Source organism: Prauserella endophytica (assembly GCF_005146945.1).
GTDB classification, from domain to species: Bacteria; Actinomycetota; Actinomycetes; order Mycobacteriales; family Pseudonocardiaceae; genus Prauserella_A; species Prauserella_A endophytica.
In genome coordinates this window covers 57,908-81,884 of sequence record NZ_SWMS01000022.1, presented here as the reverse complement: position 1 = coordinate 81,884, position 23,977 = coordinate 57,908, and the positions used below count along the sequence as shown (strand labels likewise).

General features: G+C 67.6%; 25 protein-coding genes. 17 read left to right on the top strand and 8 right to left on the bottom strand.

Translation table 11 applies throughout. From position 1 onward, the window contains the following. The first annotated feature begins 21 nt into the window (after positions 1-21). Complete coding sequence (locus FCN18_RS29810; protein ID WP_112271314.1) at positions 22-408, top strand: VOC family protein; 387 nt, start codon at positions 22-24, stop codon at positions 406-408. 4 nt (positions 409-412) lie between these two features. On the opposite strand, the gene FCN18_RS29805 is transcribed toward FCN18_RS29810, so the two are convergent. The 3 genes from FCN18_RS29805 to FCN18_RS29795 all read right to left on the bottom strand — a co-directional run bounded on the left by FCN18_RS29805 (position 413) and on the right by FCN18_RS29795 (position 2,266). Continuing rightward, positions 413-940, bottom strand: coding sequence for a hypothetical protein (locus tag FCN18_RS29805; protein ID WP_137096660.1), 528 nt, complete (start codon positions 938-940; stop codon positions 413-415). Between the two features lie 181 nt (positions 941-1,121). Further along, positions 1,122-1,628, bottom strand: a complete 507-nt coding sequence (locus tag FCN18_RS29800; RefSeq protein WP_112271013.1) for a hypothetical protein — start codon at positions 1,626-1,628, stop codon at positions 1,122-1,124. Between the two features lie 47 nt (positions 1,629-1,675). Continuing rightward, complete coding sequence (locus FCN18_RS29795) at positions 1,676-2,266, bottom strand: SACE_7040 family transcriptional regulator (RefSeq protein WP_113643743.1); 591 nt, start codon at positions 2,264-2,266, stop codon at positions 1,676-1,678. 153 nt (positions 2,267-2,419) lie between these two features. Between FCN18_RS29795 and FCN18_RS29790 the strand changes: the two genes are divergently transcribed. The 9 genes from FCN18_RS29790 to trpS all read left to right on the top strand — a co-directional run bounded on the left by FCN18_RS29790 (position 2,420) and on the right by trpS (position 12,105). Then, on the top strand, positions 2,420-3,208 hold the full coding sequence (locus FCN18_RS29790) for an SGNH/GDSL hydrolase family protein (protein WP_112271017.1): 789 nt from the start codon (positions 2,420-2,422) through the stop codon (positions 3,206-3,208). A gap of 83 nt (positions 3,209-3,291) precedes the next feature. After that, a complete protein-coding gene (locus tag FCN18_RS29785; RefSeq protein WP_112271019.1) occupies positions 3,292-4,905 on the top strand; it encodes a carboxyl transferase domain-containing protein in 1,614 nt (537 codons plus the stop codon). 18 nt (positions 4,906-4,923) lie between these two features. Next, the gene (locus FCN18_RS29780; RefSeq protein WP_137096659.1) at positions 4,924-6,906 is read left to right on the top strand and encodes an acetyl-CoA carboxylase biotin carboxylase subunit; all 1,983 of its coding nucleotides are present in this window, start codon (positions 4,924-4,926) and stop codon (positions 6,904-6,906) included. Further along, the gene (locus FCN18_RS29775) at positions 6,903-8,054 is read left to right on the top strand and encodes an acyl-CoA dehydrogenase family protein (protein WP_137096658.1); all 1,152 of its coding nucleotides are present in this window, start codon (positions 6,903-6,905) and stop codon (positions 8,052-8,054) included. Before FCN18_RS29780 ends, FCN18_RS29775 begins: the two co-directional genes overlap by 4 nt. Positions 8,055-8,119: 65 nt before the next feature. Beyond that, positions 8,120-8,887 carry a type I methionyl aminopeptidase gene (map, locus tag FCN18_RS29770; protein WP_137096657.1) on the top strand — a complete coding sequence of 256 codons (768 nt, stop codon included), beginning with the start codon at positions 8,120-8,122 and terminating at the stop codon, positions 8,885-8,887. Beyond that, a complete protein-coding gene (locus FCN18_RS29765; RefSeq protein WP_112271027.1) occupies positions 8,884-9,411 on the top strand; it encodes a GNAT family N-acetyltransferase in 528 nt (175 codons plus the stop codon). Before map ends, FCN18_RS29765 begins: the two co-directional genes overlap by 4 nt. Before the next feature lie 30 nt (positions 9,412-9,441). Then, complete coding sequence (locus FCN18_RS29760; RefSeq protein WP_228714190.1) at positions 9,442-10,518, top strand: alpha/beta fold hydrolase; 1,077 nt, start codon at positions 9,442-9,444, stop codon at positions 10,516-10,518. A 22-nt stretch (positions 10,519-10,540) separates the two neighbouring features. After that, positions 10,541-10,978, top strand: a complete 438-nt coding sequence (locus FCN18_RS29755; RefSeq protein ID WP_137096656.1) for an SgcJ/EcaC family oxidoreductase — start codon at positions 10,541-10,543, stop codon at positions 10,976-10,978. Positions 10,979-11,121: 143 nt separating this feature from the next. After that, the gene (trpS, locus tag FCN18_RS29750; protein WP_137096655.1) at positions 11,122-12,105 is read left to right on the top strand and encodes a tryptophan--tRNA ligase; all 984 of its coding nucleotides are present in this window, start codon (positions 11,122-11,124) and stop codon (positions 12,103-12,105) included. On the opposite strand, the gene FCN18_RS29745 is transcribed toward trpS, so the two are convergent. After that, on the bottom strand, positions 12,096-12,548 hold the full coding sequence (locus tag FCN18_RS29745) for a MarR family winged helix-turn-helix transcriptional regulator (RefSeq protein ID WP_199543206.1): 453 nt from the start codon (positions 12,546-12,548) through the stop codon (positions 12,096-12,098). The genes trpS and FCN18_RS29745 overlap by 10 nt on opposite strands. A gap of 106 nt (positions 12,549-12,654) precedes the next feature. Here FCN18_RS29745 and FCN18_RS29740 point away from each other — a divergent pair, with 106 nt between their 5' ends. Beyond that, a complete protein-coding gene (locus tag FCN18_RS29740) occupies positions 12,655-13,071 on the top strand; it encodes an SRPBCC family protein (protein ID WP_137096654.1) in 417 nt (138 codons plus the stop codon). A 40-nt stretch (positions 13,072-13,111) separates the two neighbouring features. Here the strand turns inward: FCN18_RS29740 and FCN18_RS29735 are convergent, their stop codons facing one another. Then, positions 13,112-13,729 carry an FMN reductase gene (locus FCN18_RS29735; protein WP_113643750.1) on the bottom strand — a complete coding sequence of 206 codons (618 nt, stop codon included), beginning with the start codon at positions 13,727-13,729 and terminating at the stop codon, positions 13,112-13,114. Next, positions 13,726-14,823 (bottom strand): LLM class flavin-dependent oxidoreductase, encoded by a 1,098-nt coding sequence (locus FCN18_RS29730; protein ID WP_113643751.1) that lies wholly within the window; start codon positions 14,821-14,823, stop codon positions 13,726-13,728. Before FCN18_RS29730 ends, FCN18_RS29735 begins: the two co-directional genes overlap by 4 nt. A gap of 928 nt (positions 14,824-15,751) precedes the next feature. Here FCN18_RS29730 and FCN18_RS29725 point away from each other — a divergent pair. After that, the gene (locus FCN18_RS29725; RefSeq protein ID WP_137096653.1) at positions 15,752-17,527 is read left to right on the top strand and encodes a DUF6119 family protein; all 1,776 of its coding nucleotides are present in this window, start codon (positions 15,752-15,754) and stop codon (positions 17,525-17,527) included. Here the strand turns inward: FCN18_RS29725 and FCN18_RS29720 are convergent. Next, positions 17,495-18,316 (bottom strand): inositol monophosphatase family protein, encoded by an 822-nt coding sequence (locus FCN18_RS29720; RefSeq protein ID WP_137096652.1) that lies wholly within the window; start codon positions 18,314-18,316, stop codon positions 17,495-17,497. The two genes, FCN18_RS29725 and FCN18_RS29720, sit on opposite strands and share 33 nt — an antisense overlap. Further along, positions 18,313-19,194: a DUF5919 domain-containing protein gene (locus FCN18_RS29715; protein WP_137096651.1), complete on the bottom strand. Its 882-nt coding sequence runs from the start codon at positions 19,192-19,194 to the stop codon at positions 18,313-18,315. The genes FCN18_RS29720 and FCN18_RS29715 overlap by 4 nt, the downstream gene beginning before the upstream one ends. Positions 19,195-19,386: 192 nt before the next feature. On the opposite strand from FCN18_RS29715, the gene FCN18_RS29710 reads away from it, so the two are divergent. The 5 genes from FCN18_RS29710 (at position 19,387) to FCN18_RS29690 (ending at position 23,960) form a co-directional block, all read left to right on the top strand. Next, entirely contained in the window at positions 19,387-19,857 is a 471-nt protein-coding gene (locus tag FCN18_RS29710; protein ID WP_137096650.1) for a hypothetical protein, read from the top strand. A gap of 29 nt (positions 19,858-19,886) precedes the next feature. Then, positions 19,887-20,210, top strand: coding sequence for a hypothetical protein (locus FCN18_RS29705; protein ID WP_137096649.1), 324 nt, complete (start codon positions 19,887-19,889; stop codon positions 20,208-20,210). Positions 20,211-20,242: 32 nt separating this feature from the next. Further along, positions 20,243-20,479, top strand: coding sequence for an AMED_5909 family protein (locus tag FCN18_RS29700; RefSeq protein ID WP_228714189.1), 237 nt, complete (start codon positions 20,243-20,245; stop codon positions 20,477-20,479). 341 nt (positions 20,480-20,820) lie between these two features. Further along, positions 20,821-22,320: an FtsK/SpoIIIE domain-containing protein gene (locus FCN18_RS29695; protein ID WP_228714188.1), complete on the top strand. Its 1,500-nt coding sequence runs from the start codon at positions 20,821-20,823 to the stop codon at positions 22,318-22,320. Continuing rightward, positions 22,317-23,960 carry a replication initiator gene (locus tag FCN18_RS29690; protein WP_137096647.1) on the top strand — a complete coding sequence of 548 codons (1,644 nt, stop codon included), beginning with the start codon at positions 22,317-22,319 and terminating at the stop codon, positions 23,958-23,960. The genes FCN18_RS29695 and FCN18_RS29690 overlap by 4 nt, the downstream gene beginning before the upstream one ends. Positions 23,961-23,977: the final 17 nt, after the last annotated feature.

Below are 23,977 nucleotides of genomic sequence, written 5' to 3'. Positions count from 1 at the left end.
TATATTCGAATTGGAGTGATGATGGCCATTCGAGGCGTGAGCAAGGTCGTCATCGGCGTGCGCGATCAGCAGCGGGCGAAGCGGTTCTGGACGGAGACGCTGGGCTTCACGGTCGCCATCGACGAGCCATACGACGACAAGGGCAACCGCTGGCTCGAGGTCACCGCCCCGGACGGGCAGACCACGCTGGTGCTGAGCGCCGACCCGCAGGACGCCTTTCGCGCCCCGGCGAGAGACGACCTGCCCACCGCGAACTTCTTCTTCTACGCCGACGACATCGAGCGGACCTACGAGGAACTCTCGGCCAAGGGCGTCGAGTTCCCCGCGAAGCCGGTGAAGCAGCCGTGGGGCTGGTGGTCGATGTTCCTCGATTCCGAGGGCAACCGCTTCGCACTCCAGCAACGCTGAGCCCTCAGCGAGCGAGCCTCGCGCGGTACCACGGCGTTCTGCCTCCCGGCGTGAACACCGAGAGCAGCGTGGCGACGAGCAGCAGCACCAGTCCCGCCGTCATGGCGGTGATCAGCATCGTGCTTGCGTCGCCCGGCTGGCCGCCGCTCGCCACGGCCTCACCCGCCGCGACGAAACCGGGGACCACGAACATGTTCCCGCCGACGTACAGCGCGATCGTGAGCACCAGCTTCGCGACCACCCAGTGGTAACGCAGCAGGCCCCACTTCGTGCCGATGCCCAGCAACAGCCCGCTGATCAGCGCGACCAGGCTCACGGGGAAGTAGAAGGTCCCACCGAGCACGCCCGCGATCACGGACGAGCCGGTGACGACCGCAGGGTCGGTGCTGGACACGCCCACGACCCCGAGGGCCAGCAGGCACGCCTCGACGCCGATCCAGCCCACCGAGCTGACGACGTGCACGAACAGCAGCCACTTGCGGGCGCCGCGGCCGAGCTTCACACGCGGTTCGATCCGGGTCTTGGTAGCCATGCGAACGAGCGTCGCGAACCGCGGCCGTAGCGTCGTCGGCCGGCAATCGACACCTGCGCCTACGTACGGTGCGGTACCCGGGCCCGACTGCAGTGAAGGCCACCATGCCCGCGTTCAACGCAGCGAAGGTGGCCTTCACTGCAGTCGGGCACTGCGGGCGGGCGCTGCGGGCGGGCAGGGCCTAGTCGGCCAGGGCTTCCGCGATCCAGTCGGCCACCGGGAGGCGGCGGTCGAGGCACTCGGCGGAGAGACGCATCGTCCAGCGCAGGGCCTGCAGGATCAAGGCGTCCACCTCGTCGGGTGCGGCGTTGGCGAGCGCGATCTCCACCTGCTCCTGTGCGGCCTCGGTGTTGCCGTGCACCTCGGCGAGCAGTGTGCGAACGGCTGTGCGCACGGGCGGGTCCGCCTGGTCGATCGAGACCTCCTCGCCCGCCTCGTCGAAGACCTGCACCTTGACGGGTGCCGCGCCGCCGTCGCCAAGCGTGCTGACCATCGCGCTGCACGCGCCGAACAGCAGCAGCATCAGCTCACGGGTGTCGGCCATGCGCTCTGCCGCCGACGGCGCGAGCACGGTGAGGGCCTCGTCGTCGTCGCCGAAGCGCATGGCGACGAGAGCGCGTTGCGCCTTCTCGACGAGCCCTGCCGGCTCCTCGTCGCTCTCGCTTCGGTCCGCGTGCACGTGCACCATCAAACACCAGCGCGGGCCCGTTTGGGTGCCGCCCGCTGGGGTGATCGTCATTTGGCCGCGTAGAGGGCGCCCAGTGCCAGGCGGCAGAGCAGGTCGGCGAGTTCGTCGTCGGGCAGGTGCCGGTTGTGCGGCGTCGAGTTGATGAGCCCGAAGACGGCGTGTGCGGCGGAGCGCGCGTGCGGCTCGTCGAGGTTCGGCACGGCCGCGCGCAACGCGCGAACCCACACCTCGACATAGCGCCGTTGCAGTGCCCGCACCTGCTTGCGGTCTGCGTCGGTGAGGTTCGCGAGGTTGCGTTCCTGCACGGTGATCAGCGCGGGTCGCTGGAGCGCGAAGTCGACGTGGAACCGGACGAGCCCGGCCAGGATCTCGTCGGGGTCGCCGGAACGATCCGAGTGGCGTTTGCCGCCGTCGAAGAGGTACTCGCTGATGGACGTCAGCATCTCGCCGAGCATCGCGTCCTTGCTGCGGAAATGCCGGTACAACGCCGGTCCGGAGATCCCCACGGCCGCGCCGATGTCGTCGATCCCCACCCCGTGGAAACCGTGCTGGGCGAAGAGTTCGGCGGCGGCCGCGAGGATCTGTTCGCGCCTGCTCGCCTTCTCCCCGCCGGAGAGGGGTGCGGAACCGTGGGACATCGCGTCAGTCTAGGACAGGGTGGTTAGCGAGCGCTAACATCCGCCCCGACTTCCGGCTTGAACCGGTCGGGTCATCTCCCGATCGGGCACCTTCCACGGTGTCGTTTTGGCTGGTAATGGTCTTCTCGTCAGCGATTGACGAAGGGGTCCGCCATGCTGGTGAAGGCTTTCCGATTTCTCTCCGTTCTCGTGGTCGCCTCGCTGGTGCTGGTGGGCAGCGCGATCACCTCCGCCGCGCAGGCGGTCAGCTATGTCGCGCTCGGCGACTCCTACTCCTCCGGTGTCGGAGCCGGGGAGTACGGCGACTCGGGCTCCTGCAAGCGCAGCGCCAACGCCTATCCACAGCTGTGGGCGGATTCCCACGGTGCCACCGACTTCCAGTTCGTCGCGTGCCTCGGCGCACGCACGGACGACGTGCTCACGCAGGCCGGCGCGCTGTCGGAGGCCACGACGCTCGTCACCGTCTCCGTCGGCGGCAACGACGCCGGCTTCACCGACGTGATGACCGACTGCACGCTCGGCGGAGACCAGGCGTGCGTCGGCCGGGTCGCCGATGCCAAGGCGTTCGTCACCGGAACGCTGCCCGGCCTGCTCGACAACGTGTACGCGACGCTGCGGAGCAAGGCGCCGAACGCGGAGATCGTGGTGCTCGGCTACCCGCGTTTCTACCAGTTGGGCGGGTCGTGCCAGGGCGGGTTGAGCGAGGTCAAGCGCGAGGCGATCAACTCCGGCGCCGACGCGCTCGCCGAGGTGACCGGGCAGCGCGCCGCTGCCGCCGGCTTCACGTTCGTCGACGTGCGCGGGCCGTTCACCGGTCACGAGATCTGCTCGAGCGACTGGTGGCTCAAGAGCCTCACCTGGCCCGTCGACGAGTCCTACCACCCGAACGTGAACGGTCAGGCGCTCGGCTACCTGCCCGCTCTGGAGGCCGTCACCGGCTGAGTCCGTCCGAGCGCTGGACGCGGGGGTTAGCTACCGTTAACATCCTGAGTGACGTTAACGGTAGCTAACCCCAAAGGGGTGGGATGGACACTCCGGCGCTCACCAGCTCAGCCGATCCGCGCAGTGACGCGTTCGCCCGCAATGTCAACGGGCACGCCGAGCTCGTCGAGGATCTCCGCAAGCGGCTCGCCGCGGCCCGGCTCGGCGGTTCCGAGAAGGCTCGTGCCCGGCATGTGGAACGTGGCAAGCTCCTGCCGAGGGATCGCGTCGACGCGCTGCTCGACCCGGGCTCGCCGTTTCTCGAGCTCTCACCGCTCGCCGCCACCGGCCTCTACGACGACGAGGCTCCCTCGGCCGGGATCATCACCGGCATCGGGCGCGTGTCCGGCCGCGAGTGTGTGGTCGTGGCCAACGACGCGACGGTGAAGGGCGGCACCTACTACCCGGTCACGGTCAAGAAGCACCTGCGCGCGCAGGAAGTCGCGCTGCACAACAACCTCCCGTGCGTCTACCTCGTCGACTCCGGCGGCGCGTTCCTGCCCCGGCAGGACGACGTGTTCCCCGACCGCGAGCACTTCGGCCGCATCTTCTACAACCAGGCCACGATGTCCGCGCGCGGCATCCCGCAGATCGCCGCGGTGCTCGGCTCGTGCACGGCGGGCGGCGCCTACGTGCCCGCGATGAGCGACGAGGCCGTCATCGTGCGCAACCAGGGCACGATCTTCCTCGGCGGGCCGCCGCTCGTGAAGGCGGCCACCGGCGAGGTCGTGACGGCGGAGGAACTCGGTGGCGGTGACGTGCACGCGCGCTCGTCCGGTGTCACCGATCACCTCGCCGCCGACGACGCCGACGCGCTGCGCATCGTGCGCTCGATCGTGTCGACGCTCGGTCCGCGCGCGCCGAGGCCGTGGGACGTACTGCCCACCGAGGAACCCGTGGCCGATCCCCGCGAGCTGTACGGCGTGGTGCCCACCGACCCGCGCACGCCCTACGACGTCCGCGAGGTGATCGCCCGGATCGTCGACGGCAGCCGGTTCGCGGAGTTCAAGAAGGAGTACGGCGCCACGCTGGTCACGGGCTTCGCCCGCATCCACGGCCACCCGGTGGGCATCATCGCCAACAACGGCGTGCTGTTCTCCGAGTCGGCGATGAAGGGCGCGCACTTCATCGAGCTGTGCGACAAGCGCTCGATCCCGTTGCTGTTCCTGCAGAACATCACCGGCTTCATGGTCGGAAAGGACTACGAGGCAGGCGGAATCGCCAAGCACGGCGCCAAGATGGTCACCGCGGTCGCGTGCGCGCGCGTGCCCAAGTTCACCGTGATCATCGGCGGTTCGTTCGGCGCGGGGAACTACTCGATGTGCGGGCGCGCGTACTCGCCCCGGTTCCTGTGGATGTGGCCGAACGCGCGGATCTCCGTGATGGGCGGCGAGCAGGCGGCATCGGTGCTCGCTACCGTGCGCAGGGACGCCATGGAGGCCAAGGGCGCCGAATGGTCCACTGAGGACGAAGAGGCGTTCAAGGACCCGATCCGTGCCCAGTACGAGGAGCAGGGCAACCCGTACTACTCGACGGCCCGGCTGTGGGACGACGGCGTGATCGACCCGCTCGACACGCGCATGACGCTCGGGCTCGCGCTGTCGGCAGCGGCCAACGCGCCGCTCGAACCCGTCGGCTACGGCGTCTTCCGGATGTGAGAGAGGCTGGTTCGACAGTTGTTTGACACAGTTCTGGTCGCCAACCGGGGTGAGATCGCCGTCCGCGTGATCGGCACGTTGCGGCGCATGGGGATCCGCTCGGTCGCGGTCTACAGCGACGCCGACGCCGGGGCGCGGCACGTGCGGGAGGCCGACGCCGCGGTGCGGATCGGCCCGGCCGAGGCGGCGAGGAGCTACCTGTCCGTGCCCGACGTCGTGCGTGCCGCCGTGGAGTCCGGGGCGCAGGCCGTGCACCCCGGTTACGGCTTCCTTTCCGAGAACGCCGCGTTCGCGAAGGCGTGCGAGGAAGCGGGCCTGGTTTTCGTCGGCCCGCCGGTGAGCGCGATCGACGCGATGGGGGACAAGATCCGCGCCAAGGCCACGGTCTCGGCCGCGGGCGTCCCCGTGGTGCCCGGTGAGTCAGACGTGGACGACGTGGCTGGCATCGCCGCCGCCGCCGAGCGGGTGGGCTACCCGGTGCTGCTCAAGCCTTCCGCGGGCGGTGGGGGCAAGGGGATGCGGCTGGTGACGGAGCCCGGCGAGCTGGCCGAGGCCGTCGAGTCGGCACAGCGAGAGGCCAGGGGCGCGTTCGGTGACGACCGGCTGCTGGTCGAGCGGTTCGTGGAGAGCCCTCGGCACATCGAGATCCAGGTGCTGGCCGATGCGCACGGCAACGTGGTCCACCTCGGCGAGCGCGAGTGCAGCCTGCAGCGGCGGCACCAGAAGGTCATCGAGGAGGCGCCGTCGGCGCTGCTGGACGAGGTGACGCGGGAGCGGATGGGCGCCTCGGCGGTGGAGGCCGCCCGCTCGGTCGGCTACGTCGGCGCCGGCACGGTCGAGTTCATCGTCTCCTCGGCGAGGCCGGACGAGTTCTTCTTCCTGGAGATGAACACGCGCCTGCAGGTGGAACACCCGGTGACCGAACTGGTGACAGGCCTCGACCTGGTCGAATGGCAGCTGCGCGTCGCCGCGGGTGAGCCGCTGGGCGTGAGCCAGCAGGACGTGCGCCTCGACGGGCACGCGGTGGAGGCCCGCGTCTACGCCGAGGATCCCGCTCGCGGGTTCATTCCCACGGGCGGGACCGTGCTCGGGCTCGCGGAGCCGTCCGGCACCGGTGTGCGCGTGGACTCGGGGCTCTCCGAGGGCAGCGTGGTCGGCTCCAACTACGACCCCATGCTCGCCAAGGTGATCGCGTGGGGCCCCGACCGCGCCTCGGCGCTGCACCGGCTCGACCGCGCGCTCGCCGACACCGCGGTGCTCGGCGTGCACACCAACGTGACCTTCCTGCGTGCGCTCCTGCAGGACCCCGACGTGCGGGCGGGCGACCTCGACACCGGACTGGTGGAGCGCAAGCTGTCCTCGCTCGTGTCCGACGGCGTTCCCGGCGACTTCCTCGTCGCCGGCGCGCTCGACCGGCTGCTCGCGCTGCGCCCGAGCGGCGCGGTGGTGGACCCGTGGGACATGCCGAGCGGCTGGCGGCTCGGCGCCAGCGCGAGCGTGACCTTCCGGCTGCGCGCCGAGCAGACCGAGTCGCTCGTGCGCGTCGAGGGCGCGCCCGAGGACGCCCGTGTGCGGATCGACGACGGTGAGCCGGTCGCGGCGTCGGCCGAGCGGACAGGGGCGGTGCTCGCCGTGCGCCACGACGGCGGGTACCTGCGCTACCGGCGCGCCGAGGCGCCGGACGGCACGGTGTGGCTCGCGCGCGAGGGCCGCGGCGTCGCGCTCGGCGAGCGGCCGAACCTGCTGGCGTCCCACGCCGAGGACGCCGAGGCCGGACCCGTCACGAGCCCCATGCCCGGCATGGTGCTCGTGGTCAAGGTCGCCAAGGGCGACGTGGTGGCGGCCGGAACACCGCTACTCGTCGTCGAGGCCATGAAGATGGAGCACACCATCACCGCGCCGGTCGACGGCGTCGTCACCGAACTCCACGTCCAGGCGGGCCAACAGGTCGCGCTGGACGAGGCACTCGCCCTGGTAACCCCCGAGGAGCACACATCATGATCGACTTCAGGCTCGACGACGAGTACGAGGCCCTGCGCAAGACCGTCCACGACTTCGCGCAGAACGAGGTGGCGCCGGTGATCGGCGGCTACTACGAGCGCGAGGAGTTCCCGTACCCCCTCGTCGCGAAGATGGGGGAGATGGGCCTGTTCGGACTGCCCTTCCCCGAGGAGTACGGCGGTATGGGCGGCGACTACTTCGCGCTGTGCATCGCGCTGGAGGAGCTGGCGCGCGTCGACTCGTCCGTGGCCGTGACGCTGGAGGCCGGGGTATCGCTCGGCGCGATGCCGATCTACCGCTTCGGTTCCGCGGAGCAGAAGCGCGAGTGGCTGCCCGCCCTTTGTTCGGGTGAGGCGCTCGGCGGGTTCGGGCTCACCGAGCCGGGTGGCGGCTCGGACGCGGGTGCCACGCGCACGACGGCGCGGCTGGACAACGGGGAGTGGGTGATCAACGGCAGCAAGGCGTTCATCACCAACTCCGGCACCGACATCACGCGCCTGGTGACCATCACCGCCATCACGGGCGAGGCAGGCGGGCGCAAGGAGATCTCGGCGATCATCGTGCCGTCGGGCACGCCCGGGTTCACCGTGGCGCCGAAGTACTCGAAGGTCGGCTGGAACGCCTCCGACACGCATGAGCTGGCGTTCTCCGACTGCCGCGTTCCCGAGGAGAACCTCGTGGGCGAGCGCGGGCGTGGCTACGCGCAGTTCCTGTCCATTCTGGACGAAGGCAGGATCGCGATCGCCGCGCTGGGCGTGGGTCTCGCGCAGGGCTGCGTCGACGAGTGCCTCCGCTACGTCGGCGAGCGGGAGGCGTTCGGCAACAAGATCGGCGCCTACCAGTCGATCCAGTTCAAGATCGCGGACATGGAGCTGCGTGCGCACACCGCGCGGCTGGCCTACTACGAGGCGGCGTCGAAGATGCTGCGCGGCGAGCCCTTCAAGAAGGAGGCGGCGATCGCCAAGCTCGCGTCGTCCAACGCGGCGATGGACAACTCCCGCGACGCGACGCAGATCTTCGGCGGCTACGGCTTCATGAACGAGTTCGCCGTTGGCCGCTTCTACCGCGACGCGAAGATCCTCGAGATCGGCGAGGGCACGAGCGAGGTGCAGCGCATGCTCATCGCGAGGGAGCTCGGCCTGCGCTGAGCGCCACCGTCGCCGCATGTGATAGGTATACCGGTATTAGTATCCCGATCTGAAGAGAGCATGCGGTGATCGAACTCAAGACCCCGGGAGAGCTGGACGCCATGCGTCTGGCCGGAAAGGTGGTGGCCACGGCCCTGCAGGCGGTCAAGGCGGGGGCGGCGGTGGGCACGTCGCTGAAGGAGCTCGACGAGATCGCGGCCGAGGTGCTGGTCGACGCGGGCGCAAGCTCGTCGTTCAAGGACTACCACCCGCGCTTCGCGCCAAGCCCCTACCCGGCGGTGCTGTGCACGAGTGTGAACGACGCCGTCGTCCACGGCATCCCCACCGGTTACCGCCTGCGCGACGGCGACCTGGTGAGCGTGGACTTCGGCGCCGAGGTGGACGGCTGGCACGGCGACGCGGCGATCAGCTTCGTCGTCGGCACGCCGGACCAGGCCGACCTCGACCTGATCGCCACGACCGAGCGCGGCCTGGCCGCCGGAATCGAGGCGGCGCGGCCCGGCAACCGGCTCGGCGACATCGGCTACGCGATCGGCGTCATCGGCAGGGGCGCGGGCTACGGCCTGCTCGCCGACCACGGCGGGCACGGCATCGGGCACGCGATGCACGAGGAGCCGCACGTGCCCAACGAGGGCAGGCCGGGCCAGGGCCTGCGGCTGCGCCCCGGCATGGCCATCGCGATCGAGCCGATGTTCATCCGCGGTGGCGCGGACGCCTACCGCGCCGGTGACGACGGCTGGACGCTCTACACCGCCGACGGCAGCAGGGCCGCGCACGTCGAGCACACGGTCGCGATCACCGAGGACGGTCCGCGTATCCTCACCGCGCTATGACGGAACCGACGATCCGGCCCGGTGTCGCCGCCGACGCAGGGCTCCTGCTGGCGATGTTCGACGGAGCGGTCGCGTGGCTCACCGAGCGGGGCCGCGAAGGACAGTGGGGCTCGACACCGTGGTCGGAGGACCCGAAGCGCGTGGAGCGCGTCAACGGCATGGCGAGCGGCGGCAAGCTGCTGATCGCCGAGTTCGACGGCGATGCCGCCGGCGCGCTGATCCTCACCGAGCAGCCGCCAGCCCACATCCCGCCGGTCTCGGAGCGAGAGCTCTACATCGACCTGCTGATCACCGCGCGGCGGCACACCGGGCGGGGTGTCGGCGCCTTCCTGCTCCGCCACGCGCGGGAGGAGGCACGCAGGCGCTCCATCGGCCTCGTGCGTGTCGACTGCTGGGCCGGCGGTGACGGTGCGCTCGTGCGCTACTACACCGGGCAGGGGTTCACGCCCACCGAGCGGTTCCGCGTCGGGGACTGGGTCGGGCAGGTCTTCGAGGACCGGCTCGATGGCGCGGGCGTGGGTTAACGTGTCCCCGGCAGGCCGAGGGGAGACGCGATGACATCACCGACATCACCACCCGCGCGACTGATGTCGGCGGCGTCCAACGTGGCGGCGAAGGTGCTTCAGGGCGGCGTCGCCGACCTGCGCCCGGTGCCGAGGGTGCTCATCGACCAGGGGCCCAACCGGTCGGTGTACCGGCTCACCGGCACCAGCGGTGAACGCGCGCCCAGCGGATCTCCGGTGCTGCTCGTGCCGCCACTGGCGGCGCCCGCGCTGTGCTTCGACCTGCGCCGGGGCTGCAGTCTCGCCGAGCACCTCGTGGAGGGCGGCAGGCGGACCTACCTCGTCGACTACGGCAACGTCGCGTTCTCCGACCGGCGCCTCGGCATCGAGCATTGGATCGAGGAGGTGCTCCCGAGGGCGATCCGCAAGGTCAGCGCCGACTCCGGCGGGCAGGGCGTGCACGTCGTCGCGTGGTGCCTCGGCGGCATCTTCTCCCTGCTCACCACGGCCGACCAGCCGAAGCTGCCGGTCGAGTCGATCACCACCATCGCCTCGCCGTTCGACTTCACGGCCATCCCGCTCGTGGCGCCGTTCCGGCCGCTCGTGGAGTTCACCGGAGGGCACCTGCTCACGCCGTTCTACCGAGCTCTCGGCGGCGCACCGTCCTATTTGGTCAGCAAGGTGTTCAGGGCGACGGGCATCAGCAAGGAGATCACCAAGCCGCTGGCGATCCTGCGCAATCTCGACGACCGCGACTTCCTCGCGCAGATCGAGGCCGTCGACCACTTCATGGACAACATGATCGCCTACCCTGGTCGCACGTTCGGCCAGCTCTACCACCGCTTCTTCCGCGCCAACGACCTCGCGGAGGGCAGCGTGGACCTCGGCGGCAGGGTGATCTCGCTCTCCGGCGTCAAGGTCCCCACGCTCGTGATCGCGGGCGAGAACGACACGATCGCGCCGCGGCGCGCGGTCGAGCGGCTCGTCGGGCTGCTGGACAACGCGCCGGAGGTGCGGTTCGAGGTCGCGCCCGGCGGGCACCTGGGCGTGCTGACGGGCCGCAGGGCGCGTGGGACGACGTGGCGCTTTGTGAACTCGTTCCTCGACGCGCAGTTGACCTCCAGCTAACTGGAGGTTGCAGGCTGGTGGCATGAGCCCAGCACCCATCATCGAGGACAGCTCCGAGCACGAGGCCGATCTCGCGGAGATCAGGCAGATCATCGCCGACACCGAAACCGCCTACAACACCAACGACGCCGACCTGTTGACCGCGCATTTCGCGCGCAACGCGACGGTCGTGAACGCCATGGGCGTGCGAATGTCCGGTTGGGACACTTTGCTGGAGACCAACCGCGCGGCTCTGGCCGGGTTCCTGCGGGACCAGTACGTGCGCTACGAGTTGCTCGACGTCCTGTTCGTTCGGCCCGACGTCGCGCTCGCGCACAAGGGCGCGCGGGCGGCCGACTCCTCGGGGGAGCTGGTCGACCTCGACCACGCGATGGTCGCGCTGTACGTGCTGGTGAAGCAGGACGGCCGCTGGTGGGTGATCGCGCGGCAGAACACACTGGTGCCGGACAAGACGGGGTAGACTGGCGCGCATGACCATCCGCCGCGAGTGGTGGTGGCTGTCCTAGGACGGCCACCACTTCCGCGTGCGCGCGAACCGGGCCGTCTTCGTACGGCCCGTGTTCAGCCGGCTCGAAGACCGCCCCTGACCTCGAAGGGGTGACCATGACCGGCATCCGGGTGCTGACGGGCGACCGGCCCACCGGACCGCTCCACATCGGACATTACTTCGGCAGTCTGCGCAACCGGGTCCGCCTGCAACGGCAGGGCGCCGAGTTGTTCGTCGTGATCGCCGACTACCAGGTGCTCACCGACCGCGACGTCGCCGAGAACCTCCCGGAGTACGTGGAGGAGCTGCTGCTCGACTACCTCGCGGTGGGCATCGACCCGGCCGCGAGCACCATCTTCACGCACAGCCACGTCGCGTCGCTCAACCAGCTCCTGCTCCCGCTGCTGAGCCTCGTGAGCGTGGCCGAACTGCGGCGCAACCCAACGGTGAAGGAAGAGATCGCGGCGAGCAGGCAGGCACGCGTCAGCGGGCTGATGTTCACCTATCCGGTGCACCAGGCGGCCGACATCCTGTTCTGCGGGGCCGACGTCGTGCCGGTGGGCCGGGACCAGCTGCCGCACCTGGAGCTGACCCGATTGCTCGCCCGGCGGTTCAACGAGCGCTACGGGCAGCTGTTCACCGAGCCAGAGCCCCTGCTCGGGGAAGCCCCGGCGCTGCTGGGCATCGATGGCAGGAAGATGAGCAAGAGCAGGGGAAACGCGATCGCGCTCGGTGCCGACGAGTACGAGACGGCGAACCTGATCCGGCGTGCGAAGACCGACTCGGAGCGCGTGATCACGTACGAGCCGGAGCGCAGGCCCGAGGTCGCGAGCCTGGTGCTGCTGGCCGCGCTGTGCCAGGACCGGCGTCCCGAGGACGTGGCCGAGGAGGTGGGCGACGGCGGTGCGGGGCGGCTCAAGGCCGTGGTCACCGAGGCGCTCAACGAGCACCTGCGGCCGATCCGGGCGAGGCGCGCCGACCTCGCCCGTGACCGCGGGGAGCTGCGCCGGATCCTCCGCGAGGGCCACAAGCGGGCGAACGCGGTCGCGGACCGCACGCTCGATGCAGTCCGCGACCGCATGGGGATGACCTACCTCTGAAGGCTCTGCCACCCGCGCTGGGAGTGCGTGATGTGCTCGAGCGCCGTCTTGAAGGTCCGGTAGGTCTCGTCGCCCAGCTCCTCGCGGTGCCGCTGTTCGATCGCCGCGAGGATGGCGCGGGCCTTGGCGACCTCGTCCACGCCGGCCTCGGTCGGCACGACGAGTTTGGCGCGCCGGTCGCTGGGATCGCTTTCCCTGCGCACGTAACCGAGTTCCACCAGCTCGTCCACGATGACCCCGACGATCTGCTTGTGCTGCCCGGACAGCCGGGCCAGCTCGGTGGCACGGGCCCCGGACTCGGGCAGCACGGACAGCACGGTGCCGTGCCGGGGCCGTACGTGCGGGTGCCCCTGCTCGGCGAGCCGGCTGAACAGCTCGTCCTGTAACGCCCGTCCCAGCTGACCGATCAACATCCCCAGATCAGCCTCCCGCTCGATGGTCATCACGCCCCTCGGAAGTTAGTCAAGATTCTTGACGATCATCAATATTGACTATACCTTGGCTCCAGTTGGTCCGCACCTACCGCAAGCCGAAACAAGGAGAGCAAAGATGAGCAGCAAGGGCTACGACTACTCCATCACCCGCACCCTCGACGCCCCGGTCGGCAAGGTCTGGAACGCCTGGACGAAGAACGACGAGTACGGCAAGTGGGCCCACGCCGAGGAGGTCGAACTCGACGTGCGCCCCGGTGGCGAGTGGAGATCGGTGATGGTCATTCCCGGCGGCGCCCGCGTGCCGCTGACCGGCACCTACACCGAGGTCGTGCCCAAGGAACGGCTGGTGCTGGGCATGAACGTCCCCGGCAGCGACGAGCCCGCGCTGATGGCGGCGGACTTCGTCGCGGAGGGGAACAAGACCAAGATCACGCTGTCGCAGACCTTCGACACCGCCGAGGATCGCGACCAGGCGGAGCAGGGGAGCAACATGCTCCTCGACGGCCTCACGGCCTACCTGGCGGAGAACTGAGCCTGAACCGAACGCGGGGTGCCGAGCACCCCGCGTTCCGCTATTGCCGCGCCCGCAGGGCCGCCAGCTGCTGCTCGAAAGGTACTACCTCTTCGGTGGCGTGACTCGTGGCCGGCCTGCCCGCCATGAGCTCGGTCAGCTCGCCCGCCGCGCGGGCGATGCGGCCGGAGAGTCCGTCGGCGTCGGCCGCGCCCCAGTCCTCGGCCGCGGCGTAGACGGCGGTCGGCGCGACCACCGCCCGCAGGTAGGTGAACATCGGGCGCAGGGCGTGCTCCAGCGCGAGCGAGTGGCGGGGGGTGCCGCCGGTCGCCGCGATGAGCACGGGCTTGCCGGTGAGCGCGGTGTTGTCAACGACGTCGAAGAACGACTTGAACAGTCCGCTGTAGGAGGCGGTGAAGATCGGGGTGACGGCGATCAACGCGTCGGCCGCCGTCACCGCCTCCAGCTCGGCGTTCAGCGACGGGCTGGGGAAGCCGGTGACGAAGTTGTTGGCGATGTCGACGGCCAGTTCGCGCAGTTCGATCACGTGGACGTCCACCTCGCGGCCCTCGTCGGCCAACTGCCTGGCCACCGCCTCGGCGAGCCGGTCGGACAGCAGCCTCGTCGACGACGGCTGGGTGAGCCCGGCCGTGACGACCACGAGCTTGAGCGGGTTCATCGTGCCTCCACGGGGACCTCGCCGACCTGCTTGGCGAGCAGCGACTCGTGCGTGGGCGCGTCCGGGGCGTCGGCTGGCCGGTCCTTCGCGAACTCCTTGCGCAGCACGGGGACCACCTCCTCGCCGAGGATGTCCAGCTGCTCCAGGACGGTCTTCAGCGGCAGGCCGGCGTGGTCCATCAGGAACAGCTGCCGCTGGTAGTCGCCGAAGTAGTCGCGGAACGTGAGCGTCTTGTCGATGACCTGCTGCGGGCTGCCGACGGTGAGCGGTGTCTGCTCGGTGAAGTCCTCCAGCGAGGGGCCGTGGCCGTACACCGGCGCGTTGTCGAAGTAGGGGCGGAACTCGCGCACGGCGTCCTGGCTGTTCTTGCGCATGAACACCTGCCCGCCGAGCCCGACGATCGCCTGCTCGGGCGTGCCGTGGCCGTAGTGGGCGTAGCGCTCGCGGTACAGGCCGATGAGTCGCATGTAGTGCTCCTTCGGCCAGAAGATGTTGTTGGCGAAGAAGCCGTCGCCGTAGTAAGCGGCCTGCTCGGCGATCTCCGGGCTGCGGATGGAGCCGTGCCAGACGAACGGCGGCACGCCGTCGAGCGGGCGCGGCGTCGAGGTGAACCCCTGGAGCGGGGTGCGGAAGCGGCCCTTCCAGTCGACGACGTCCTTGCGCCACAGTTCGTGCAGCAGCGCGTAGTTCTCGATGGCGAGCGGGATGCCCTGGCGGATGTCCTGCCCGAACCACGGGTACACGGGTCCGGTGTTGCCGCGGCCCATCATCACGTCGACGCGGCCGTCGGCGAGGTGCTGGAGCATGGCGAAGTCCTCGGCGATCTTCACCGGGTCGTTGGTGGTGATCAGCGTGGTGGACGTGGAGAGGATCAGCCGCTCGGTGCGCGCGGCGATGTAGCCGAGCATCGTCGTGGGCGAGGACGGCACGAAGGGCGGGTTGTGGTGCTCACCGGTGGCGAAGACGTCGAGCCCGACCTCCTCGGCCTTGAGCGCGATGCGGACCATCGCCTTGATGCGCTCGTGCTCGGTCGGCGTCGTGCCGTTGGTGGGATCGGTCGTGACGTCGCCGACGGTGAAGATCCCGAACTGCATCCCAATCACCTTGCCAGGAAGTAGTTGCTTGCTCAACTACCTACCCTAACGGCAGGGTGGCCGATGGTATTCCTTGCCCGAGCGTGGGCGCCTGACCTGCAGTGAAGGCCACCTTCACTGCGTTGAACGCAGGCAAGGTGGCCTTCACTGCGGGAGGGGTGCTCCTGAGCTACTTCAGCTCCGCGCTTGTCTTTCCCAGGAGTCTGCGGGCGACGATGAGTTGCTGGATTTGTTGCGTGCCTTCGAAGATGTCCAGGATTTTGCGGCCGGTCGGCGGCCACCTGGCGAGATGATCTAAAAACCGCCTCTGACCTGCGCAGACGTTTGCCGTCGTTTCTCGCGGCTACTCGCCTCTGCTCGACCTCCCACGGCCTGGAGACGGCCTGGCGCGAGCCTGCCCAGCTCACCCCCTCCACCCCGACATGAAGCCGAACACGCGGCCGGTGGTGCCGTGTCAAGGGTCGTAGATCGCGCAGCGACGCGTCAGCGCCCTTGACGCGGTGCGACCGGCCGTTGTCACGATCCGGCGTCGGGGCGGAGGGAGCCCGTAACGGATCACTCGCAGTAAGCGACCGACGAGATACGACGCTGAAGAGGGGACTGGGGCTTGCTCGACGTGGACATGCGCGCCGCTGGCGGCTGGCGACCCGTGCCGGGCGTTGCGGGCCGCACCGACCGGCCGCCGGGCGTAGCGGAGCGGGAGCCCGGTGTGCCGGGATGGGTGCGGCCCGCCGCCCGAGCACGGTGTCGGGAGGCGACGTGCGCGCCGCCGTCGGCGGCGCGCCTTGATCCCATAGAGCCAAGTTCGGCAGTGTGGGAGTCAACAGTGCGAGTCGACCTTGTCCTGTGTCGCCCTCACGGTCGTCAGTTAGCTGCCAGAACCCTACTTCTTTCTGTTTCGAGCGCTTGACGGATCTGGAGCTTAGTAATGAGCGATAAGCGGGCGAATAACGCCATATGGAAGTTGGTCGTCCACGACGGGCAAACCCCTGGGGATCGCCTCGCCGAGATTATTGATACTTACCAGGAACTGCGAAAAGGTCAGCCGTCGAAATATCGGTCAATCGAACAGCTCCAAACAAGGCAGGAATTTGAGGGAGTGTCACTGCAGCTTTGGATTAGGAAGAGGCGTTCTTATGGGCTCTTCCCTTTTGTGAGGCCGGTCCTCGAGTCCGACGAGGATGAAGCGAAATTGTCGTTCACAACAGTGGATGTCTGCCTATTTGTTTGCACTGAGGCGTCGCTATTCGCTACAACGTCTGGCGCTGGATATCGAATAATTGAGAACTACGTTGATTACGGGTTCCCGTTCGATATGGCCAAGCGTCTCATTGCGAACAATTTCAAAGCGGCAGACGTGCGAGAGTTCGCCGGCCCGAGGACCAGTCGGACAGAGACGTACCGTCAAGGTTATTCGATATCAAAGAGTGAGTCGTTCGGCAAAGTGTGGAAGAAACTAATTGGCCGCTTGAATAGTAGCCTATTGCCGGAAGCTAGCTACTTGGCGAAGATAATAGATCCCAATAAACCCCCCGCGCTAGAAGTCAAGTCCTCATTTGTCTTGCGAAAAAGTCTGAATATAGGCCAGCTCATCTCTTTGATGAAGGAGATGGAAGAGCTGCCGGAACCGTCTGTCGAGCAGGACCGAGAGCTTTCTTTCTTAGACAATCTGTACCCCGTGAAAAGTGCTGATCTAGAGAAAACGCTGCAGAGGGCTCTCGTTGAAGACCTTCGCTTGGCTGTTGCTGACGGCAAGGAAATGGACCTCGAAATTTGCGATCCAGGGAGCGTTACGCAGTACTATGCGGGGTCCAATTTCAAGATATCAAATTGGCTAATCCCGGGTGACCCGCCCGATGTAAATGACCTCGTCAGCTTGATTCGATCGAAGTTGGGCAAGTACTGCTCGGATGAAGATTCTTTTTACAAGCGGTTCATGTCCTTGCATATCAGCTATACGACGACCGACGACGATGAATCCACGGTCGTTCGGTCCGAACTGCATAAGTTTCTCCACGGGCAGGTGCAGGTATCGAACAAGTCGTTCTTCCTTTTGGATAAGGTCTGGTACAAAAGCCAAGGCGAATTTCTGGCTAATCTGAAGAGGGACTTCATCGAAGAGGTATTCAACGGCAAGAATCCGATCCTTATGCATAAGGCCATCGGATTTGTTGATTGGAGCGACGTGGATGAAGACGGTTTCAATAAACGGCACGCTAAAGATCACGGTTTCTACTACGGTGACAAGATATTTGCTCGAAGTGATCGTGGCAAGGTAGAATTATTTGACTTGTTGAAGCCGGATCCACTGAACCAAAGACTTTATGTAATACACGTAAAAGACGGCTTCGATGCCAATATGCGGGACGCCTGCTCGCAAATTACTGTCGCGGCCGAAGTGATACAGTCGGACATTGAAAACGGCAAGACATTGCTATCTGGGTACTACTCAGAGTGGTCCAGTAGTCCGTTGAATGCCGTCAAGCATATCTCATTAGAGACTTTCTTGTCGTGGTTCGACCTAGATGAGATTGTTTACGTGGTTCTGTGTTCGACGTCGGTTGATTTTGCGTCAGAATCTTTTGAGCGGGAAAGGCTAAGCTCGCATATTGCCCGCCGCGAAATAATCGCAACTAGAAATGAATTCAAGAATAATGGTCGGGTATTTCGTCTAGCGCATACGAAGCGTATTAGGAGTCGCTGATACGTTACTTGTCAACACGTGAAGCGAGTGCTCCAGTCCTTTGGATGCTGCGACGGTGCTAGTCGAGTCAAGGTTGTGCGGGCTGCCGTTAGCGTCGCTAGTCGCGGCGGCACCCTCTAGTGCGACCAATGTTCCCGCAGCCGTGTCCCACGGCTTGTTGCTGAGGATGATGCAAGCGTCGGTGCGGCCTTCGGCTACCCAGGCGAGGTCGAGGGAGGCTGCTCCGAACATGCGCACGCGTTCGACGTTCTCGGCCAACACTTGCGTGACGGCGAAGCGGCGGCGGTTCTTCTCCTCGGCTCCAGGGCCGGTGGCGTAGTCGCCGATGGAGACGATGGCGCGGCTGAGGTCCGTGGTCTCGCTTGCGTGGATGGGCTTGTCGTTGCAGTACGCTCCGCCGCCTTTGGTGGCGTGGTAGCGCAGGTTCAGGAACGGCGCGACGATGACGCCCACGACGGGTTCGCCTCGGTGGACCAGGGCTAGCGAGGTGGCACATAGCGGGATGCCGTGGGCGAAGTTCGAGGTGCCGTCGATGGGGTCGAGCGCCCACACGTACTCGGTGCTCTCATCGATGGTGCCGCCACCTTCCTCTTCGCCGAGGAAGTCGATGTCTGGGGTTGCGCGGTGTAGGTGGGCTTGGATCTCGTGTTGGATCTTGACGTCCAGCTCGGTCACGTAGTCGCGGTCGCCCTTGGCTCGGACGGCTCCTGGTGCCGAGGTGGTCATGAGCTTCGCGCCGATGTCGGCGGCTTCCAGCGCGATTGCGAGCAGGTCGTTCAGGTCCTTCACGCGGTGACCTCCGTGCTGCGTGCCCACATCGACTCGAACACCTGCGAGAACGTCTCGAACAGGCCCGGTGGTCCGGGCTGCTTCTCGATCACCAGCGTTGGGGACTCGACCCCGCGGGCATCGGGCAGGTAGGGCTGTACGACGCAGGTGGCGTCATCGATCACGGTGATGTTGAAGCGCACGGCCTCGTCGTAGGTGCGGATGCGCAGGTTCCCCCGCGCGTCAGGTGAGAGCTTGGCCTGGAGACGCTGCAACGTCTGGATGTTCAGCGTGGTCAGGGTCGAGAGCACGCCCTGGGGGTGCGACTCCTCCTGCTCGCGCTCGGTGATATAGCGGCCGGCCGGGTCCAGGAACAGGCACTGGACCACGGTCCCCGATTCGAGCAGGTCGAGCAAAGATCGGTCGGGGTAGCTCTGGCACAGCAGGTTGAGCGAGAGACCGACCATGTTGATCTGCTCGGCTCCGTCGAAAAGCTTGTGCGGTGGGATCTCGTGCGAGAACGCGGGTCGGCTCGGGAACACGGCGGTGACGTCGGCCATGCCCGGCGCTGTGGGCTGTGCTGCCTTTGCCGGGCGGGTCGTGCCGGTCGAGGCTGGGGGCTCGGGGACGAACTCGATGCCGCCCGTGTGCTCCTGGAAGAGCTGTTCGGCCGTCCAGCCGGGCAACATCGCTTCCAGGATCCGGCAGTGGTGTGCGTACGGCAGGCCCTGGATATCGCGAGAGAGCCAGCGGTAGAACTGCGCCTTGCTCGGCCAGCTCCCGACAAGGTCGGGCTCGAGCTGCTTCGCGAGCTTGTCGTACTCCTTGCAGAACGCGCGGTGCCCTTGCAGGTGCCGCTGCCGCAGCAGGACCTTCAGCACGATCGGCTTGTCGGCCATCGACTCATCCCCCGTGACGTCGGTGAAGAGACGACCGTACCACTCGGATGAGACAAAGACGAGACTCGGTGAGAGTCAGAAGTTCGAGACGCGACATGCGCGGTGTCGTGACGGGACCCACACCTGACCGAATCTAGGAGTGTGCCGCCGAACCGTGCGGCCGGACGGAGACAGGAAAGGGTCACAACAGCTATGGCGATCCCCAAGGGGTACCGATTCCCGATCGAGTTCGATGACGCGTTCCCGCAGGGGCTGGTGATGGTCGGTGAGGTGTCGCCGGACAACGAGTACCAGTCGCGTGAGGACCGTGCGATGGGCAAGCCTGCCCGGCAGCGCATCGATGAGGTGACCGGCAAGCGGCAGTGGAAGGTCACGGTCACCGACCCGACCGAGCCGAACGCCAAGCGGGCGTCCTACGAGGTCACGTTGTTGGCTGATGTGCAGCCGGTGCCGACGACCCCGGAGGCGCTGCCGGGTATGCGGCCGATCGAATTGGCCGGGCTGACCGCTGAGCCGCGCGTGGCGGGCAACGGTGAGTTCAAGTACCAGTCCTACGTGTTCCGGGCGACCGGATTCAAGAGCGCGGCTGCCGGTGGTGGCCGGTCTGCTCAGTCCGGGAAGTCGTCTGCTCCGGCGGGCGAGTCCGCTGCCAAGGCCGCGTGAGCGCGCGGTAACGCCTGACTGGAGGCGTCGTGATGGTGGCGAAGAAGTTGGTCCGGGCTTGGGAAGAGGCGTACCGGCGCTACGGCGCGGCCTCGGATCTGGCGGCCCGGACTCGTGAGGTGGACGCGGCGGCGGCGCAGGAAATGGCTTCGGCTTCCTGGGCCGTCGCGGCCGCCTGGCGAAGCATCGCCGGTGATCCGGAGTTGTCCTGGTGGATGTTGGCGGCGCTGGAATCGGCGGCGCAGGCGTTCGAGGAGCAGGCGCAGGACTGGCAGGCGCGCTCGGCCGCTCGTTCGTGCGGGATGGCCTCGGTGCGTCCGCCTGAGCGGGCTGGCGCTCGTCGGCGCGGGTGAGCGTGATGGACAGGAGCAAAGGGGGTGAATCGGTGAGTCAGGAAGGGTGGCGGCTGGCGAAGCAGGCGCGCACGTTGATGCAGGCACACGAAGCGCTCAGCGCGCTGATGCCGGGTGAGGACGCTTCGCCTGCGGCACGGCTGGAGTTCTACCGGCGCAGTGCGGCGGTGTACGCGGCGGTCGCGGAGATCGACCGGGGCCACCACCACGAGGCGCTGTACTGGGCGGAGCGTGAGCAACGGAGAGCGGAGGCGCTGGCGCAACGGTAGCAAACCGAGACGCCGAAGAAAACAACAAAGTCCACTATAGACAATCAACGCACGCTGGGTCGTGCGGCGATGAAGCACGTCCTAAAAACGGAACTTTGAACCATAAGGCGCAGAAGCGGAACCTGGCTACCAACCTTGCCGCTCCTGCGCTGTCCACACCAGACGGAGTAGACATTGGCAACCATAGACAACGATCGCCGATCGATGTCAACCCGGGTCACCCGGATGCGATGCGAATCATGCAAGCGGTTCGCCCGGCTGGCCCCTGGCGACAAGAAATGCGCGGCCTGCGCTGGTCGCCTTCCCCTCGACGTCCCGAGCGGGGATCGAGGTGAGGCCCGATGAGCGTGCACGGTTCGCGTTGGGCCGACCCGGCACCGCTGGAGATCTCCCGGCCTCGGCTGCCGTGGTGGACTCTCCTGCCGCGCTGGGTCAAGTACCTCATCGCGCCGTTCGTGTTCACCTGGCTCGTGTGCTGGCTGCTGTTCCAGCTCGGCCGGGTGCTCTGGCGCTACCCGCTGACAGTCACGGTCGCGGTGCTCGTCGGCTGGCTCCAGGCCACGGCGGGGCACTGGGTCCTGGCCTTCACGCTGCTGGCCGTCGTCCTGGTGCTCGCGTTGTGGCGCTGGCGGCACGCCTCGTCGTTCGACCGCTTCGTGGCACCGCAGCCGCGCACGGAGTTCCGCCGGTTCTCGGTGTACGCGTGCCAGTGGCGCACGGTGATGCGGCTGTCGGACCTGGTGAAGACCAGCCGGGGCAAGGAGTACCGCCCCAAGCTCGGGCGTGTCCGCTCGGAGGGCTGGCGCGACCGGGTGCGCGTGCGGATGGTGAAGGGGCAGGCGCCCGAGCAGTGGGAGCTGCGGGCCTCGGGTCTGGCGCACGCGTTCAAGGCCCAGTCGTGCCGGGTGCGGGTGCGCAAACCGGGTCGGCTCGAACTCGACCTGGTGCACCGTGATCCGCTCGTGCGGCCGGTTCCCGTGCCCGCGCTCAACGACGATGCGGCCAGCGTGGATCTGAAGCGCGTGACGGTGGGCCGGACGGAGACCGGCAAGCCGTGGCGGGTTCGGCTGCTCGGCACGCACCTGCTGACGGTGGGTGTCTCGGGCGCGGGCAAGGGCTCGCTGCTGTGGTCCATCGTGTGGGCGCTCGCCCCGTTGATCCGCAGTGGCCGCGTTCGACTGGCGGGGATCGACCCCAAGGGCGGGATGGAGCTCGGCCAAGCTCCGGAGGTGTTCAGCCGGGTCGTGTTCGACAACGGACCCGACGCCGTGGCCCTGCTGGAAGAGATCGCGGCCACCGTGAAGGAACGCGCGACCCGGTACCGGGGCAGGTTGCGGGCGTGGACCCCAGAGACGGGTGACCCGTTCATCCTGCTCGTGGTCGACGAGCTGGCCGACGTGATCGCCTACCAAACCGACAAGGGCCTGCGAGAGCGGGCAAGCCGGGCCGTGCAGGCCATCACGAGTCAGGGCCGTGCCCCCGGCGTGTGCGTGCTCGGTCTGCTCCAGGACCCGCGCAAGGAGGTCATCAGCTTCCGGCACCTGTTCTCCACGCGCATCGCGATGCGGCTGGACGAGAAGGCGCAGGTCGACATGGTGCTTGGCGATGGCGTGCGGGAACGTGGGGCGACGGCGCATGAGATCTCCGAGCACACGCCCGGTGTCGGCTGGGCCAAGGAAGAGGGACGACGGGCACCGTTCCGGGCACGGGCCTTCCACGTCACGGACACCGACCTGGATGAGCTGGTCACCTATGTGACCGGGGTGCCGGTCCACCGTGCTGACGTGCTGGCCTTCCCCACACCGCAGGACGGGTCGCAGAGCGGGGGTGTTGCGGCATGACCGAGGTCGCTTCGTTCCCTGCCGATGTCGCGGGGCAGACCCGTGCGCAGCGGATGCGGCAGCCGCTCTCGGCCGAGGTCATCAAGGCCACGGCGGAGAAGCACGGCGTGTGTGTCCGGCCGTTCACGATGGAGGTGGGCGATCCGGACACCGGTGAGTTGCGGTACGTCGCTGTGCCGTGCGGCTCCACGGTCGAGTCGGTGTGCGCTCCGTGCGCGAAGAAGGCCAAGGCGCTGCGGATGGTGCAGTGCCGGGAAGGCTGGCACCTGACCGAGGAACCGGACTTCACCCCGGAGCCACCGACCCGCCAGCAGACCGAGCTGCTCGAGTTCCGGGCCGATCTCGTGCACGCCTACCGGCAGGCCCTGGCCGAGGGCGTCGAGTGCGATGCGGAGGAACTGCGCGAAGAGATCCGGGGCGTTGATTCCGAACTTCGGCAACTCGGCGTGCGGGGTCGGCTGCCCTCGCCGGAGCCTCCGGGCAAGCGGCCGGCCAAGCGCTCCACCAAACGGCGGCAGGACGCCCCGGACCTGCCTACCCGCAAGGTCGCCAAGACCACGGTGGGGCGCGAGTACGCGGGTCGCTTCCGCCCGTCGATGTTCGTCACGCTCACCTGTGACACCTATGGGCGAGTGCGGGAGGACGGCACACCCGTTGACCCGGCGTCGTATGACTATCGGCGGGCGGCGCGAGATGCGGTGCATTTCTCGTCGCTGGTGGACCGGTGGTGGCAGAACCTGCGCCGCGTCGTGGGCTGGGACGTGCAGTACTTCGCGACGGTCGAGCCGCAGAAGCGGACGGCCCCGCACCTGCACGCCGCTATCCGGGGATCGATCTCGCACGAGGTCATCCGGCAGGTCACCGCGGCCACCTACCACCAGGTCTGGTGGCCTGCGCATGACCGGCTCGTCTACGACGGCGACCAGGTGCCCGTCTGGGACTCGCGTACGGCCTGCTTCGTGGACCCGGACACGCGGCGTCCGTTGACAGAGTGGCACGACGCCGTGGAGGCCGTGGAGGAACCGGCGCATGTGGTCACCTTCGGGCGGCAGGTGCACTCCAAGGGCATCCTCGGCGACACGGAGGAAGCCGGGCGGCACATCGGCTACCTGACCAAGTACCTCACCAAGTCCACGGGTGAGGTCGTCGAGGCCACCAGCAACCGGCAGCGGGACCACCACGACCGGCTACACGCGGAGCTGGCGATCACCCCGTGCTCGCCTCGGTGCGCGGTCTGGCTGCTGTACGGGGTGCAGCCGCTGGGCGTGAACTCCAAGACCGTGCCGGGGCGGTGCAAGGGGCGGGCGCATCGGCGGACCACGCTCGGGCTGCCCGGCCGCAGGGTGCTCGTGTCTCGCAAGTGGTCGGGCAAGTCGCTGGCCGATCACAAGGCGGACCGCAAGCGCCTCGTGCGGGAAATGCTGGCCTCGGTCGGCATCGAGAAGCCCGAGCAGGACACCTCCCGCCTGATCTGGCGCAAGGTCGCGCCTGGTGACCAGCAGGTTCCGCCGAGGGCGCACCTGCTCATGCACGCGATCGCCGAACGGGTCACGTGGAAGGCCGAGTACGACCGGGCGCTACTCGCCGCACAAGGGCCACCAGGTGCGCCAGAAACTTCGGCAATTCAGCAGGCGGCTTGATGACCAGGGGGAACGTC

Coding starts and splice junctions, on each gene's coding strand:
- FCN18_RS29810 (WP_112271314.1), top strand. CDS start 22: ATGGCCATTCGAGGCGTGAGCAAGGTCGTCATCGGCGTGCGCGATCAG.
- FCN18_RS29805 (WP_137096660.1), bottom strand. CDS start 940: ATGGCTACCAAGACCCGGATCGAACCGCGTGTGAAGCTCGGCCGCGGC.
- FCN18_RS29800 (WP_112271013.1), bottom strand. CDS start 1,628: ATGGTGCACGTGCACGCGGACCGAAGCGAGAGCGACGAGGAGCCGGCA.
- FCN18_RS29795 (WP_113643743.1), bottom strand. CDS start 2,266: ATGTCCCACGGTTCCGCACCCCTCTCCGGCGGGGAGAAGGCGAGCAGG.
- FCN18_RS29790 (WP_112271017.1), top strand. CDS start 2,420: ATGCTGGTGAAGGCTTTCCGATTTCTCTCCGTTCTCGTGGTCGCCTCG.
- FCN18_RS29785 (WP_112271019.1), top strand. CDS start 3,292: ATGGACACTCCGGCGCTCACCAGCTCAGCCGATCCGCGCAGTGACGCG.
- FCN18_RS29775 (WP_137096658.1), top strand. CDS start 6,903: ATGATCGACTTCAGGCTCGACGACGAGTACGAGGCCCTGCGCAAGACC.
- FCN18_RS29765 (WP_112271027.1), top strand. CDS start 8,884: ATGACGGAACCGACGATCCGGCCCGGTGTCGCCGCCGACGCAGGGCTC.
- FCN18_RS29760 (WP_228714190.1), top strand. CDS start 9,442: ATGACATCACCGACATCACCACCCGCGCGACTGATGTCGGCGGCGTCC.
- FCN18_RS29755 (WP_137096656.1), top strand. CDS start 10,541: ATGAGCCCAGCACCCATCATCGAGGACAGCTCCGAGCACGAGGCCGAT.
- trpS (WP_137096655.1), top strand. CDS start 11,122: ATGACCGGCATCCGGGTGCTGACGGGCGACCGGCCCACCGGACCGCTC.
- FCN18_RS29745 (WP_199543206.1), bottom strand. CDS start 12,548: ATGACCATCGAGCGGGAGGCTGATCTGGGGATGTTGATCGGTCAGCTG.
- FCN18_RS29740 (WP_137096654.1), top strand. CDS start 12,655: ATGAGCAGCAAGGGCTACGACTACTCCATCACCCGCACCCTCGACGCC.
- FCN18_RS29735 (WP_113643750.1), bottom strand. CDS start 13,729: ATGAACCCGCTCAAGCTCGTGGTCGTCACGGCCGGGCTCACCCAGCCG.
- FCN18_RS29730 (WP_113643751.1), bottom strand. CDS start 14,823: ATGCAGTTCGGGATCTTCACCGTCGGCGACGTCACGACCGATCCCACC.
- FCN18_RS29725 (WP_137096653.1), top strand. CDS start 15,752: ATGAGCGATAAGCGGGCGAATAACGCCATATGGAAGTTGGTCGTCCAC.
- FCN18_RS29715 (WP_137096651.1), bottom strand. CDS start 19,194: ATGGCCGACAAGCCGATCGTGCTGAAGGTCCTGCTGCGGCAGCGGCAC.
- FCN18_RS29710 (WP_137096650.1), top strand. CDS start 19,387: ATGGCGATCCCCAAGGGGTACCGATTCCCGATCGAGTTCGATGACGCG.
- FCN18_RS29695 (WP_228714188.1), top strand. CDS start 20,821: ATGAGCGTGCACGGTTCGCGTTGGGCCGACCCGGCACCGCTGGAGATC.
- FCN18_RS29690 (WP_137096647.1), top strand. CDS start 22,317: ATGACCGAGGTCGCTTCGTTCCCTGCCGATGTCGCGGGGCAGACCCGT.